Here is a 13,868-nt window from a genome sequence, read left to right as displayed (position 1 = left end):
GGACGCTAGCGCGTGGTGGCGTCGGTCCCCCAGCTCACCTGGCCGCCGCGCTGGCCCCGCAGCCTGGTCAGCGCCTTGTCCATGACGAGCACGGCCAGGAAGCACCCGGCGTCCAGCGGGCTCACCCGGCGGGCGCGCAGCAGGCCCCACAGGTCGCTGAGCGACAGCCTGCGCTCGCTGACCGGGCGGCCCAGCTCTTCGAGCTGCCGGTTGCCCATCCGCACCCGGACCCGCCGGTTCAGGTTGGCGCTCAGCGTGCGGGACGGACGCACCAGCGACCGCGCCTCGGTCACCACCATCCGCTCGTGGGGCGCGAAGCTGGCGTGAACGTAGCCGTCGTCGGAGATCACGTCGGGCATCGGGAACACCCTGGCGTGGCCCTCCTCGCTCAGCACGTAGACGCCGGTGCCGGCCAGGCCCCTGGTCGGCTCCACCAGCCGCTCCTGGACCTTGTGCAGCCGGCGCGACAGCCAGCCCACCCCGGCCATGTCCAGGTCGGGCACCGGCGCGCAGGCGAGCACGCCGGGCCTGCGCGCCGCCGCGACGAGCGCCCGCGCGGACGCGGCGGAAAGGCGCACGTCCGCGTCGAGGTACACCCTCGGAAACGATCGGCAGGCGGCGTCGCCCAGCCGCAGCGCGTTGGCCTTGCCCGGCTCCGCCGTCTCGACCACCCGCGCGCCGGCCTTCCTGGCCACCTCGGCGGTGCGGTCGGAGCAGGCGTTGGCGACCACGATGACCTCGAACTCACCCGGCTCCGCACCGTCCAGCAGGGTTTTGACGCCCGCCCCCACGACGGTTTCCTCGTTGTGCGCGGGAATCACTACAGTGGCCATTTTCCCTCCCCTTGGGAAAGGATCTCATATGCGCGCTGAGAAAGCACCGCTTGATGGCGTCTTGTTATTCGTCCCGACCCCGCACCATGACGAGCGGGGGTTGTTCACCCGGACGTTCGACAACGTTCTCGCCAAGGACTGGGGATTGGACCCGCACGCTTTCGTGCAGGACAGCCAGTCGCGTTCGGTGCGGGGCACGATACGCGGAATGCACGGCCGTTCCGGGCGCGGCGAGGCCAAGCTGGTGCGCTGTGCCCGGGGGGCGATCCTCGACGTCCTGGTGGACACGCGGCCGGGTTCGCCGACGTTCGGGCAGCGGTTTTCGGTGCGGCTGGACGACGAGACGTTCACCACACTTTACGTCCCGCCCGGAATGCTGCACGGTTTTCAGGCGCTCACCGAGCACGCCGACGTGTGCTACAGAATCGACCGTGAACACGATCCGGCGGAGGATCTGTCGGTCCGGTTCGACGACCCTGAATTGTCGATCGAGTGGCCGCTTCCGGTCACCGTGGTAAGCGCTCGTGACCGTGCCGCGGGTTCGTGGGCACAATTGCGCGAACGACTGTAGGAGTCTGGAATATGCGCCGGGTTTTCCCGATCATCGTCGCGGCCGGGTTGCTGGCGGGCTGCACGGCGACGCCGCAGGCGGCGCCGTCCCCGCCGCGCGCCCCCTCCCCCACGCCCTCCCCGGTCTGCCAGGGCCATCCGACACCGAAGTGCACCGGGCTGCCGCCCGGCCGCAAGCTGACCGAGGTGGAGCTGAACATCGACGGCCTGGCCCACCTGGTGGACACGCCGGGCGCGGTGCTGGACGGCGTGCACGTCAAGGGCGAGCTGGTGATCGGCGCGGACAATGTCACGATCAAGAACAGCCTGATCGACGGTCAGGTGTGGGGCGAGTACAACATGAAGTTCTCGTCCTTCACGATCTCCGACTCCACCGTGGGCCCGGCCAGCGGCTGCAACCAGGCCCCGGGGGTCGGCCCGGCGAAGTACAAGGCCACGCGGGTCAACATCCGGAACCACTCCGACGGCTTCCGGGCCTCGGGCGACGACATCGACATCCGCGACTCCTACATCAAGCTGTGCTCCAACCCCGGCGACCACTCCGACGGCATCCAGTCCTACAAGACCGGCAAGAACCTGATCTTCCACCACAACACCATCGACCAGCGGTTCGCCAAGGACGCCACCGCGCCGATCTTCCTGGTGGACGAGGGGCAGGAGAACGTCACCGTCACCGACAACCTGGTGATGGGCGGGACCTACAGCATCCAGGTGCGCAACGTGGCGGGCCGCCAGGTCGTACGGGACAACAAACTGGTGGACAAGTCGTGGGTCTACGGCCCGGTGGTCGCCGACTGCCGCGACACCGTGTGGGCGGACAACACGCTGGTGCGGATCGACGAGGACTACCGGATCACCGGCACGGTCGGCCCGCTGGCCTGCGACGGCCCCTGAACCGGCCTCTGGACCGGCACCGCTTCGGCGAGGGCGTTGCGGTGCAGCGCCCCGCACGCCCCGATGATCAGGAAGCCGAGGCCGGTCACCGTCGCGAACGCCAGCAGGTCGAAGGTGGCCGACCCGATCAGCGGCGCGGTCAGGCACGCGGCCAGGGTGAGCCCGAGGTCGCGGGTGCCGGGGTCGGTGCTCAGGTGCCGGGCGCGCAGCGCCGCGTAGATCGCCACGACGAACATCGCCACGAACGCGGCGGTGCCGATGAAGCCGGTCTCCACCAGGTTGAGGATGTACTGGTTGTCGAAGACCTGGTGCTTGGGCGCGTACCAGGTCGCCACCCCGCGGCCGAGCCACGGATGCTTGGCGATCTCGGCCGCCGCCACGTCGTAGTCGTGGGTGCGGTAGCGGATGCTGTCGTCGTTGCCGAGGTTGCTGAACAGGCCGATGAAGGTGCCGAGCAGCCCCGGTACGGCGAACCTGATCACCACCAGGAAGCCGAGGGTGACCCCCAGGGCGATCAGCCGGCGCCTGGCCGGCCAGCCGATCAGCAGCACCACGGCGACGCAGCCGAGGCCCAGGACCGCCGAGCGGGAGACGGAGAACATCAGCCCGAGGCCGATCAGCACCGCGCACGCCCACCAGCGCAACGACGGCTCGGCGCGCATCTTGGCCTTGTTCCCGTAGTGGACCGCGATCGGCAGCAGCATCGAGCAGGCCACGCCGAACTCGATGGGGTGCCCCATCGTCGCGCCGACCCGCCGGCCGCCCGAGCGTTCGATGACGAACGCCTCCTCGGAGGTGTAGCGCAGGCCGGGCAGTTCCAGGAAGCGGGTCAGGTCGATGTTGAACAGGTATTGGAACGCGCCGATCACGGAGATGAACGCCCCGGCCAGCACCATGCACTTGAGCAGGAAGTCCAGCCGGTCCGCGCCGCGCACGCCGTCGCAGACCAGCAGGGCCAGGCCGAGGTTGGCGATGATCAGGATGAACGCGTGGTCGGCCAGGCCCAGCTCGTCGGGCGGCAGGTAGCGGTAGGTCGCGAAGCCGTACGTGGCGACCATGGCCGAGCCGTACACGAACAGGCCGGTGCGCACCGGCGTGCGGCCCTTGGCCATCCTCAGCACCAGCGTGAAGTGCGCGAAGAACCAGCAGGCCGCGGCGATCAGGCTGATCAGGTTGGCCGGGGTGATGGACAGCGGCAGCCCGACGAAGACCAGCCGGGCCGGGACCACCAGCAGCACGGTGGAGAACACCACGGCCAGCGTCGCCCCGTCGGCGCGCACGAAGCCCTTCTTGGGGAGCGGTTCCGCCTCGCTCGTGAGGGTCGTCACATCAGCTCCCCGGCGGCGGCGCGCCGACGCGCACCAGCCCCGTGCCCTGTTCGCCGGGCTCCCCCTGCTCCCCGGACTCACCGGCCTTGGCCGGCTCGGGCCCCGGATCGGGCGGTACGACCGGCGCGCGGGACCGCCGCCCGCGGCGGTGGCCGGCCACGCTCTCCCCGGCGAAGGTGACGGTCAGCGCCGAGATCACGCCCAGCCCGAGCGCCGCCGCCACCGCGCGCATCTTGCGGGTGCCCTGCTCCAGCGGCGTGGTCGGCGGAACGCTCTCGCTCAGCTCGATGTAGGTGGCCTCCGGCGCGGACAGCCGCCGCTGCCGTTCGGCCAGCTCGACATGGGCGCGGGCGATCACCTTGCGGACCATCTCCTTGGCGGCGGCCGGATCGGCGCTCTCCGCCTCGATGAACACGAACGGCCCGGTGGCCAGCGACTCCAGGTTGCTGCTGCCGTTGAAGGCCCGGTAGGTGGTGGTGCCGCCGGGCGTCGAGCCCAGCTCGGCCGCCACCTCGGGGGTGCCGAGGGCCGCGATCAGGATCGACGCCGACACGCTCAGCCCGTGGTCGAAGTTGAGCAGCGGGTTGACCTTGGGGTTGGGGTACTGCGGGTTGTTCGGCAGGCTGCCGCCGCTGGTCGGAATGGTGAGGACGAGCATCGCGGAGGAGACGTGCGTGACCGGCACGGTCTTGTAGACGCCGAAGGCGGCCCCGACGGCCAGTACGAAGGCGGGCACCGAGAGATACCAGCGCCGGAACAGAACGAGGACCGTCCCCCAAAAGTCCATTCGCTTCCCCATTCCGGATGACAGGAGCCGAACAGACAGTCTCCCCTAAGAGCAATCGGGCCGGGACCGGTCGGATGTTACGTTCCGAACAGCGGTTCTTCCACGTCTTCGACGTGACCGAAACGCAACTTTTCCGGTACTCCGGTCGCAGCGCTCAGGCACCACCATGATGAATAGGCAAACAGCCCATGACGTCGTAGGACTGGAGACGCGACCACCCATGCCGAAGCTGGCCGTCGTCACCCCGAGCTACCCGCCCGACCTCCCGCTCTTCGCGGATCTGCACGAGTCCGTCCTCACCCACACCCAGGGCGAGACGATCCACCATGTCTACGTGCCGCCCGGAGACCTCCGGCTGTTCTCCCGGTTTCAGGGCCCGCGCTGCCGGGTGAGCGTCCGTTCCCGCGCGCTCCCCGGCCGCTACCTGCGGCTGCCCGCATCGGAGATCTACGTCAACGCCCGGCGTCCGTGGCCGCCGGTGCGCGGCTGGATCACCCAGCAGGCCATCAAGATCCACGCCACCGCGACGATGGACGCCGACGTCGTGCTGATCGCCGACTCCGACGTGGTGCTGGTCCGCCCGACCACGGCCGAGCGCTTCGTCCGCGACGGGCAGGTGGTGCTCTACCGGGAGGACGACGGCGTGCACGCGTCGATGGCCCGGCATGTGATCTGGCACCAGGTGGCCCGCAGGCTGCTCGGCCTGCCGCCGCCGCCCCCGCCGCCGCTGCCCGACTACGTGGGGCCGATGATCCCCTGGGAGCCGGCGATCGTACGGGCCATGCAGCGCCGGATCACCGAGGTGACCGGCAGGCACTGGCTGGACGCGTTCACCGCCGAGATGCACATCTCGGAGTTCATCCTGTACGGCGTCTTCGTGGACGAGGTCCTCGGCCAGAGCCAGGAGCCCCCGCCCGTCGACACCACGTTCTGCCACACCAGCTACGACCCCGACCCCTGGGACGAGCGGACCGCGGTGGCCTTCGCGGACCGGCTCGGGCCGCAGGCGGTGGGGATGGCGATCTCCGCCAAGTCCAACACCCCGCACAACGCGCGGCAGGCCGCCATCCGGCGCTGTGCCGAGGTGGCCGCGGAGTCCTGACCCGCGGCCCCTGCGGCGCCGGTGTGCTCAGGTGTCCTTGCCGTGGTCCTTCTGGTTGATGTGCTTGTCGTTGTTGACGGCCGGGATGGGGGCGGTCTCGTCCATCGGGATGCGCGCGAACGCGACCGTGTCGTCGTCCCCGCCCGTCGCGGGGAACACGACGACGACCGACTTGCCGAGCCCCTTCCTGGGCTCCCGCTCCTCGGCCGGGCGCTCCGGCTGTTCCGTTTCCTCGGGTTCCCGCGCCGGGACGGCCCGCGCGCCGGCGGGGGCGGGGGCCGGTCTGGGCGCGGGCCGGATCAGGCCGGCGTCGGGTTCGTCCGGACGCCCGAGCGCCGGCTGCTCCACCCTGTCGATCGTCAGGGCCGCGGCGACCGGGGCGGGCAGCGGCGGCCCGTCGCCCCCGGCGCCCTCGGCGCGCAGGATCTGCCGCCGCCGGATGAAGTAGGCGATGGCCAGCCCGGCGATCAGGCAGAAGACGAACGTCGCGGCGGCGATCTGGAGTTTGGTGGACGTGGACTCCTCGGGAGCGCTCGGCGGGACGACATCGACGACGACGATGTAGGTGGAGCGGGGGGCGTTCAGCTCGCGCTGCCGGTCGACGAGTTCCTGGCGCAGCCGCCGCTGGGCCCGCGCGGTGGTGTCCCTGGCCTTCTTGGCGGATCTGCTGGTGGTCTCTACATAGACGAACGGCCCGCTCACGCTGGCGGCCAGCAGCTCGGCGTTGCTGCGTCCGTCGTTGATGACGATCGAGGTGTCGCCCCCCTTGACGATCCCCAGCTCGGCCAGCGTCTCCGGGGAGTTCATCGTCGCGATGATCACGCCCGCGGTGATCCGCAGCCCTTCGCTGAACTGGAGCAGGGGGTTGGTCAGGCCGCCCTGCCGTTCGGGGTCGGAGGTCAGCGTGCCGCCGTTCGGGGAGGTGGTCAGGACCATCGACACACTGGACACGTAGGTGGACGGCACCAGCAGGTAGGCGGCGGAGGCCAGGATCAGGGACACGAGGACCACCGGAGGGCCGACGAACTTCCTCCGGGCAAGATCAAATATGGTCTTCCAGAACTCCATTATTCCCCGCCCTCTATGTGCGCCAGGGTGCCGGCAACCCTGGGACACCGTCGTTGGCCATCGTCCGCGGCAGCCTGCCTGTTACCAGGTGTAGCGCTCCACCCACATATGAAACCGTCAACCTTTGGGTTGTCAAGGCATGAAACATCAGCACACTCAAGCCTAAAACGGCACAAAACGCCGTATCTGGAACGATCCCATGACCTTTCATCTCTTCGGATTCATGTTACGTAGAGAGCCTTTCATTCGATTAACAGCCGAGGGCCGAACCCCCCGTGCGACCACTCCATCGTCGCCAGCCCGCTTCGCCCGGTAGTGCCGCCAAATGACACGTCGGCGACTGGAGTCACCTGAATGCAACGTTCTGTGCCGGCCGCGGACGGCCGCGCCCGGCTCGCCGGGCTCGACGGGATCCGTGGGCTCGCGGCGCTCTTCGTCGTCCTGCACCATTGCCGGCTGCTGTCCTACACCGGTTTTCCGGCCGACACGGGCCCGTGGTGGTCCGGCTGGCTGCTGTACGGGCACTTCGCGGTGGGCGTCTTCATCGTGCTGTCCGGTTTCTCCCTCGCCGTCGCCCCGGCGCGGGCCGGCTGGCGGCTCGGCGGCCTGCGCAGGTTCGCCCACCGGCGGTTGTGGCGCATCCTGCCGCCCTACTGGCCTGCCCTGGCGATGAGCCTGGTCATCGCCTGGACGCTGGTCCCCCAGCCGGGCGAGGAGGTACCGACCCTCAAATCGGTGCTGATCTACGGCCTGCTGTTGCAGGACGTCTTCGGTTCGCCCAGCCCGAACGGCGCGCTGTGGTCGATCGCCGTGGAAGCCCAGCTCTACCTGGTCTTCCCGCTCCTGATCCTGGTCGTGCGCAGGGCCGGGGCCGCCGTCATGCTGGGCGCGGTGACCGTGGTCGTGGCCGCGGTCGGGGCGCTGGCCCCGAGCGTGCCCGCCGTGGACGCGCTGATGCGGCTCACGCCGCAGTTCGCCGCGCTGTTCGCGGTCGGCGTCGTGGCGGCGGGCGTCGTGTCCGCCGGGGAGCGGACGCGCCGGCTGCCCTGGCACTGGCTGGCGCTGCTCGCCTTCCTGCCGGTGCTCGCGCTGATCCTGGTCAAGGGCTCGGTGTGGACGGTCGGCAACTTCTTCTGGGCCGACCTCGCCATCGGCCCGCCGGTCGGCCTGCTGCTCGCCGCGGTGGCGACCGGCCGGCCGCGGTGGCTCCTGCGGCTGCTGGACACCCGGCCGGTACGCGCGCTCGGGTCGTTCTCCTACAGCCTCTACTTGACCCACGCGCCGCTGGTCGTCGTGGTGAGCCTGCTGGTGGTCGGGCCGTTCGCCGCGCCGGGCACCGGGAAGTTCCTGGCCACGCTGGCGCTCGCGGTTCCGCTCACGCTGGTGGTGGCGCGGCTGTTCGCGGCGGCCTTCGAGTGGCCGTTCCAGCGGCACCGGACCTGGCCCGCGCTGCGGGAGGCCGTGCGCTCGGCCGTCTCGCGCCGGCGGGATCGTAGGCGTTCGGTTCACCACACTGACCTGGATGAGAAGGGTGAGGATTCAGCCGTTGGCCGTTCCGCGTGACCCCGCCACCGAGGCGGCCATGCGGGCCAGCTTGCGGGTGCGGTGGGCCAGCGTGCGGCGGTGGCGGGTGCCGTACATGCGCAGCACCGCCGCGCGGGCACGGCGGTGCTGGGCGGGGGTGAGACCGGCCAGCGGCAGCCAGCGCAGCATCTCGCGGCACTGGAGCAGCGTGGCGAACCTGGCCTGCCAGGCGGGCACGTCGAGGCGGCGGGCCAGCTTGGGCAGCCGGTCATGCTTCCAGTTGCGGTGCGCCAGCACCTCGGGGACGTGCGCCCACGGCCCGGCCAGAGCCAGTTTGGTGGCGAACACCTCGTCCTCGCGGAGCATGTTGCGGCGCGGTATCGCCCGCGCCGGCTCCCGCCTGACCATCCCGTACAGCGGGTCGATCAGCAGATGGCTCTGGTTGAGCAGGCGCAGCATTTCGGCGAACCGCTCGACCGGGTCGGCCGAGCCCAGCGCGGTGCCCTCGTAGGCGGCGGTCTCGACGGCGCCGTCCGGGCCGATGTAGGCGACCTGGGTGGTGACCAGCACGATCCGCTCGTCGCGCAGGAAGGGTTCCAGCGAGCGGGTCACGCACTGCGGTTCCAGCCGGTCGTCGTCGCCGACCCAGCGGAAGTACTCGCCCCTGGCCAGGTCGATCGCCGAGATGAAGTTGTTGAGCAGGCCCAGGTTGCGCGGGTGGCGGTGGTAGACGATCCGCTCGTCGAGCGCGGCCAGCCGTCTGCACACCTCCTCGGTGTCGTCGGTCGAGCCGTTGTCGCAGATCACCAGTTCCAGGTTGGCGTGGTCCTGGGCGAGGACCGAACGGACCACTCCGGGCACCCGGCCGGCCCCGTTGTAGACGGGCAGCCCGATGGAGACCAGTGGCATGGTGTCAGGCATCGGATTCCTTCCTCAGGGCGGGGCGCAGCCCGGCCTTGACGGCCATCGAGACCATCACGGCCCGGGGCACGACGACGAGGGCGAAGGCCAGCAGCCCGCCCCCGCCCGCCACACAGAGCTGAACGAACTGGGATTCGCCCACCACGCCGGCGAGCAGGGTCATCACGACCGCCGCCACGGCCCCGCCCAGCAGCGGGCGCACCAGGCCGAGCGCGACGGGGGGCAGCCGGACCCCCGCGCGGTGCATGACGAGGACCATCACCGGCAGCGCGTACAGCACGGCGACGCAGGCGTGCGCGATGGCCGCGCCCCTGATGCCGTCCAGCCGCCCCCCGATGAGCAGGGCCGGCACGAGCATGCCGACCCACGAGAGGTTCAGCCACATGGTGGCCTTGGTGCTGCCGAGCGCGGCCAGGATGTCGGTGACCAGCGCGCTGAGCATGCGCACGGTCATCACGATGGCCAGGAAGCGCAGCGCCTCGGCGGCGGGCGCCCACTCCGCGCCGTACAGGAAGGTGACGAGGGCGGGCGCGAGCACGCCCATCAGCACCGCGACCGGGAGCACCACGGAGGCCAGCATGGGGATGGCCCGCCGGGCCCCTTCGGAGACCGCGTCGGCGGAGGAGTCCTCGGCCAGCCGGGAGAAGCTGGGCAGGGCCACATAGCGTACGGCGGTGCCGATCAGCCCCGGCACCCACGCCGAGATGTTGAACGCCATCAGGTACAGGCCCAGCGCGCGCTCGTCCACGGCGCTGCCGACCAGCAGCAGGTCCACGTTGAGCAGCAGGCCCTCGATGCCCATGGTCACGCACAGCGGCAGGCCGAAGACGAGCAGACCGCGGGCCACCGCGCGGTCCAGGCCGATGCGGATGCGCACCCGCGCGAACACGATCACCAGAATGCCGGTGATCACGGCCTGGAGGAGCTGGCCGTAGGCGAAGCTCATCGCCCCTGTGCCGTGCACGGCCAGGGTGATGGCCAGGGCCGCGTTGCCGCAGAAGCCGATCAGGTTGGCCAGCGCCAGTTTGCCGTGCTCGAAGCGGCGCATCAGCGCCGCGCTGCGCACCGCCGACAGGCCGTAGACCACGTTGGTCAGCATGAGCACCCGCATCACCCCGACCGCGTCCTCGCTCCCCACGAAGAGCGCGTAGAGCGGGGCGGCGGTCCAGAATATCGCGTACAGGGTGACGCTGGAGACGATCGCCATCACGGTGGCCGTCGGCGCGATCTCCGAAAGCCGGCCGCGCCACTGCACGGTCGCCGCGATGATCCCGGCGTCGTTGATGTGCAGCATGAGCTGGCTGGCGGCCAGCGCGACCGCGAAGACGCCGAACTGGTCGGCGTCGATCAGCCGCGCCAGCACCAGGCTCATGACGAACGAGCCCGCCTTCATCACCACGTTGCCGAGCAGGCTCCAGCCCAGCCCGCGACCGGCCTTGCGGCCGATGTCGGCGAGGCCGTCAGTGGTGTCCGGCGGTTGTTCCTTCATCCGCTGACAGGCTCCTTGACCGGGCCAACGGCCGCGGGGACGCGCTCCAGCCAGATCTCCCGCCAGAACGGCACGAATTCCCTGGGGCAGTTGGCGTTGTACACACCCGCGCAGACGATGTCCTCAAGGATGATGCACGGGTTCTTCATCGTCAGCAGGCGGCCGGTCTTCTCGTCGATGCACCGCTCGACCCGGGCGCGCACGACCGCCGTCCGGCCGCAGTAGCGGGCCATCTCCTCCTCGAAGCCCATGCCGCGGTTGAGCAGGTCGGCGTTGAGGGTGGCCATGATCTCGGCCTTGGACCTGATCCTGACGACCTCGCCCGGCTGGAGGCCGAGCGTGGCGGTCGGGGTCTTGCCCTCGGTGACGCCGCCCTTGACGAACCCCCAGCGCAGGCCGCCCTTGATCCACAGCCAGCGGGGCAGGTACCGCTGGGCGCGGTCCTGGAAGCGGTTGAACAGCCCCACCAGGAAGGTGCGGACGCTCCCCGCCACCCCGACGTTCCCGCTGCGCACGTCGTCGGCGTACTGCCGCAGCGAGCCGAACGGCAGGCAGGTGGGCGCGGCCCGGAGGAGTTCGGTGGCCTGGCAGCGGTACCGGGCCTCGCCGTCCTCGCCGTCCTCCCGGCGGGTCCTGATCGTAAGGAGCGGCAGGCTGCGCGGCGGTTCCTCGGTGGGCTGCTGCTCGATGGGCCGGGGGCCGGAGGCCGGCTTGAGCCACGCCTCCTTCCAGTACAGCGAGCAGGCGGTCTGGCAGCCGCCGTGGGCGGCGCCGTCGCAGCGCGCCCCGGTCAGGTGGACGGCCCGTTCCATCCGGCGGATGCCGCTGCGGCTGATCGTGTCGCACAGCTTGTGCGCGACCTTGTGCACGGTCATCCGCTGCCCGCAAAAGCGCAGCATCTCCGGCATGAACGGGAGGTTCTCCAGTTCGCCGTTCTCGTCGAGGGTGGCCAGGATCTCGTCCGCGCTGCGGACCTCGACCACGTCGCCGACCCGTAAGCTGGTACTCATCGGATCTCCTTCAGCAGCCCGGCCTCGGCCAGCGCCCGCGCTGCTTCCGCGACGGCGTCGAACGGCAGACCGGCCTTTTCCGCGATGTCGAGCAGAGCGCAGTCCGGCGAGACGCCGTCGGACTGATTGAGCACCCACAGCATTGCCATCTGGAGTCGCTGGGTGTCGCTACGCCCGCCCAGCGAGCCGTACAGGCCGCGCCTGCCGAGTTGCGGCTCGCCGTACGGGCTGAGGTTGAGGTAGCGCCGGTTGCGTTCGAGCACCTGGAAGACCTCCCAGCAGGTCTCCAGGGTGTCGCTCATCGCCTCCGCGGAGACGAAGTCAGGGTCGTCGCCGGAGGTGTGGTACTCCGGGTAGCCCGCATACGTGCTGCGGGTCATGCAGCCGACCGGCAGGTTGAAGCCGGGCGAGCAGTACTGCCTCTCGTCGTAGCCGTAGGGAGAGAAGGGCAGGACGGTGTGCTCGCGTCCGGAGGCGCGCAGCACTTGGGCGGCGGCCCGGTCGATCTCGGCGTCGCCGCGCCTGCTGTGCTTGTAAGTGAGCGAGCCGCGGTCGCCCGCGCAGGCCAGTACCAGCCCGTGCGCGATCTTGTGGGCGGCGCGTTCCCGGTTGCGGGCGAGCCAGGTGATGGACCCGATCGTGCCGGGCGCGAAGACGAACCGGTAGGTGTGGTACGGGTCCTTGAGCCGGAGCGCCAGCGACACCGCCACCGCGATGCCGGCCAGGTTGTCGTTGGCCAGCGACGGGTGGCACACGTGGCAGGAGACCAGCACCTCGCGGTCGGTACGGCCGGGCACCACGTGCTCGGCGTAGGTGAGGTGACCGTCGGCGAGCGTTGAGTCGATCATGACCTCATAGTCGCCCTCGGGCAGCCCCGCCAGCGTCTCGTGCCGCAGGCAGAACCCCCAGGTCTCCTTGTAGTAGCTGGTCCGGTAGGGGATCAGGTCCGGCTGCTCGGGCAGCGTGTGCAGCCGGCCGCGCAGGTCGGCGAGGCTCAGCACGGTCGGCGGCACGGGCACGCTGTAGCCGACCACGTGCAGGTTGGACTCGTTGAAGTCGACGACCCTGCGGCCGGTCGCGACGTCCTTGATGTAGGCGTCGCGGATGTTCCACTCCTTGGGCACGATCCAGTCGAGCACCTCGGTGCCGGTCGGCACCTCGCTCACGTCGAGCGGGATCGACTCGCCGACGATCTCAAGGGTGCGCCGCACCCCGTCGCCGGTGATGCTGCGGCACAGGGGGTACAGCCGCCGCACCAACTCGTGCATGTCGAGGGTCACAGTCCAACGGCCTCCGGCGAGCGGGAGCCGCGCAGGCCCTCGCGGGGGCGCAGCTCGGCGTCGATGGTGCCGTCCTCGCGCCGCTGGGCGAGCCGGACCAGGCGGGTGAAGCGCGGCTGGAAGTCGGCCTCGCGCAGGCCGTACCTGGTGTAGGCGTCCAGGAGTTCGGTCGCGCCGGCGGCCACCGTCCAGGTCGCCTCGAACCCGGGTACGGCGGCGCGCAGCGCCGAGAAGTCCACCCGGTAGGACCGCGGGTCGGGCCCCGCCTCACCGGTGATCACCAGCTTGGCCCCCGGCACCGCGTTCACGACGTGCGCGGCGATCTCCGCCACGGTGACGTTGTTGACCTCGGTGCCGATGTTGAACGGCTTGGCGTGTACGGCCTCGCGCGGCGCGCTGAGCAGCGCCACGACGGCCCGCGCGATGTCCTCGGCGTGGACCAGAGGCCGCCACGGCGTGCCGTCGGAGAGCACCCGCACCTCTCCCGTCAGGTAGGCGTGCGCGACCAGGTTGTTCAGCACGATGTCGGCGCGCAGCCGGGGCGAGTAGCCGAACGCGGTGGCGTTGCGCAGGAACACCGGGGTGAAGTCGCCGTCGGCCAGCGCGACCAGGTCCTCCTCCACCCGCACCTTGGACTCGGCATAAGGGGTGACCGGCCGCAGCGGCGCGGTCTCGTCCACCAGTTCGTCGCCGCCGGAGGCCCCGTAGACCGAGCAGGTGGAGGCGTACATGAACCGCCTGACGCCCGCATCGCGTGCCATCCGGGCCAGCCGTACCGAAGCGTGATGGTTGATCTCATAGGTCAGCTCGGGGGCCAGCGACCCGAGCGGGTCGTTGGACAGCGCGGCCAGGTGGACCACGGCGTCGATGCCGGTCAGCAGGTCGGGCGTGACGTCGCGCAGATCGACGGCGTGCCCGGACGGGTCGGGCGGCGGCGGGCCGAGCACGCAGTCGGCGAACAACCCCGAGTCCAGTCCGACCACCTCATGCCCGGCAGCCGTGAGCACCGGGGCCATCACGCTCCCCAGGTAGCCCTGGTGACCGGTGAGCAATATGCGCATC

The 13,868-nt window shown here is 70.5% G+C and carries 13 protein-coding genes; 4 read left to right on the top strand and 9 right to left on the bottom strand.

The features are described 5' to 3' along the window. Window positions 1–5: 5 nt before the first annotated feature. The gene (locus tag ACH34R_RS34330; protein ID WP_397565710.1) at window positions 6–833 is read right to left on the bottom strand and encodes a glycosyltransferase; all 828 of its coding nucleotides are present in this window, start codon (window positions 831–833) and stop codon (window positions 6–8) included. A 28-nt stretch (window positions 834–861) separates the two neighbouring features. Here ACH34R_RS34330 and ACH34R_RS34325 point away from each other — a divergent pair, with 28 nt between their 5' ends. Both ACH34R_RS34325 and ACH34R_RS34320 read left to right on the top strand, forming a co-directional pair. Beyond that, on the top strand, window positions 862–1,404 hold the full coding sequence (locus ACH34R_RS34325; RefSeq protein WP_397565709.1) for a dTDP-4-dehydrorhamnose 3,5-epimerase family protein: 543 nt from the start codon (window positions 862–864) through the stop codon (window positions 1,402–1,404). A gap of 11 nt (window positions 1,405–1,415) precedes the next feature. Then, entirely contained in the window at window positions 1,416–2,297 is an 882-nt protein-coding gene (locus ACH34R_RS34320) for a hypothetical protein (protein WP_397565708.1), read from the top strand. Here ACH34R_RS34320 and ACH34R_RS34315 read toward each other — a convergent pair. Together ACH34R_RS34315 and ACH34R_RS34310 are read right to left on the bottom strand one after the other, a co-directional pair. Further along, window positions 2,249–3,625 carry an O-antigen ligase family protein gene (locus tag ACH34R_RS34315; protein ID WP_397565707.1) on the bottom strand — a complete coding sequence of 459 codons (1,377 nt, stop codon included), beginning with the start codon at window positions 3,623–3,625 and terminating at the stop codon, window positions 2,249–2,251. The genes ACH34R_RS34320 and ACH34R_RS34315 overlap by 49 nt on opposite strands. Window position 3,626: 1 nt before the next feature. Beyond that, window positions 3,627–4,412: a hypothetical protein gene (locus ACH34R_RS34310; RefSeq protein ID WP_397565706.1), complete on the bottom strand. Its 786-nt coding sequence runs from the start codon at window positions 4,410–4,412 to the stop codon at window positions 3,627–3,629. Between the two features lie 220 nt (window positions 4,413–4,632). Between ACH34R_RS34310 and ACH34R_RS34305 the strand changes: the two genes are divergently transcribed. After that, window positions 4,633–5,514, top strand: a complete 882-nt coding sequence (locus ACH34R_RS34305) for a DUF6492 family protein (protein ID WP_397565705.1) — start codon at window positions 4,633–4,635, stop codon at window positions 5,512–5,514. A gap of 27 nt (window positions 5,515–5,541) precedes the next feature. Here the strand turns inward: ACH34R_RS34305 and ACH34R_RS34300 are convergent, their stop codons facing one another. Next, a complete protein-coding gene (locus tag ACH34R_RS34300; protein WP_397565704.1) occupies window positions 5,542–6,516 on the bottom strand; it encodes a hypothetical protein in 975 nt (324 codons plus the stop codon). 420 nt (window positions 6,517–6,936) lie between these two features. Here ACH34R_RS34300 and ACH34R_RS34295 point away from each other — a divergent pair, with 420 nt between their 5' ends. Continuing rightward, window positions 6,937–8,145 (top strand): acyltransferase family protein, encoded by a 1,209-nt coding sequence (locus ACH34R_RS34295; protein ID WP_397565703.1) that lies wholly within the window; start codon window positions 6,937–6,939, stop codon window positions 8,143–8,145. On the opposite strand, the gene ACH34R_RS34290 is transcribed toward ACH34R_RS34295, so the two are convergent. The 5 genes from ACH34R_RS34290 to ACH34R_RS34270 are packed head-to-tail and all read right to left on the bottom strand — an operon-like array spanning window position 8,122 to window position 13,867. Next, entirely contained in the window at window positions 8,122–9,027 is a 906-nt protein-coding gene (locus tag ACH34R_RS34290; RefSeq protein WP_397565702.1) for a glycosyltransferase family 2 protein, read from the bottom strand. The genes ACH34R_RS34295 and ACH34R_RS34290 overlap by 24 nt on opposite strands. Then, window positions 9,020–10,516, bottom strand: coding sequence for an oligosaccharide flippase family protein (locus ACH34R_RS34285; RefSeq protein WP_397565701.1), 1,497 nt, complete (start codon window positions 10,514–10,516; stop codon window positions 9,020–9,022). Before ACH34R_RS34285 ends, ACH34R_RS34290 begins: the two co-directional genes overlap by 8 nt. Continuing rightward, complete coding sequence (locus ACH34R_RS34280; protein WP_397565700.1) at window positions 10,513–11,526, bottom strand: hypothetical protein; 1,014 nt, start codon at window positions 11,524–11,526, stop codon at window positions 10,513–10,515. Before ACH34R_RS34280 ends, ACH34R_RS34285 begins: the two co-directional genes overlap by 4 nt. After that, on the bottom strand, window positions 11,523–12,794 hold the full coding sequence (locus ACH34R_RS34275) for a DUF4910 domain-containing protein (protein ID WP_397565699.1): 1,272 nt from the start codon (window positions 12,792–12,794) through the stop codon (window positions 11,523–11,525). The genes ACH34R_RS34280 and ACH34R_RS34275 overlap by 4 nt, the downstream gene beginning before the upstream one ends. Window positions 12,795–12,802: 8 nt before the next feature. Continuing rightward, entirely contained in the window at window positions 12,803–13,867 is a 1,065-nt protein-coding gene (locus ACH34R_RS34270; RefSeq protein WP_397565698.1) for an NAD-dependent epimerase/dehydratase family protein, read from the bottom strand. Between the last annotated feature and the right edge of the window lies 1 nt (window position 13,868).

Source organism: Spongiactinospora sp. 9N601 (assembly GCF_044326295.1).
Classification (GTDB): Bacteria; Actinomycetota; Actinomycetes; order Streptosporangiales; family Streptosporangiaceae; genus Spongiactinospora; species Spongiactinospora gelatinilytica.
The sequence above is the reverse complement of the archived record's forward strand: the minus strand, read 5'-3'. Positions and strand labels throughout refer to the sequence as shown.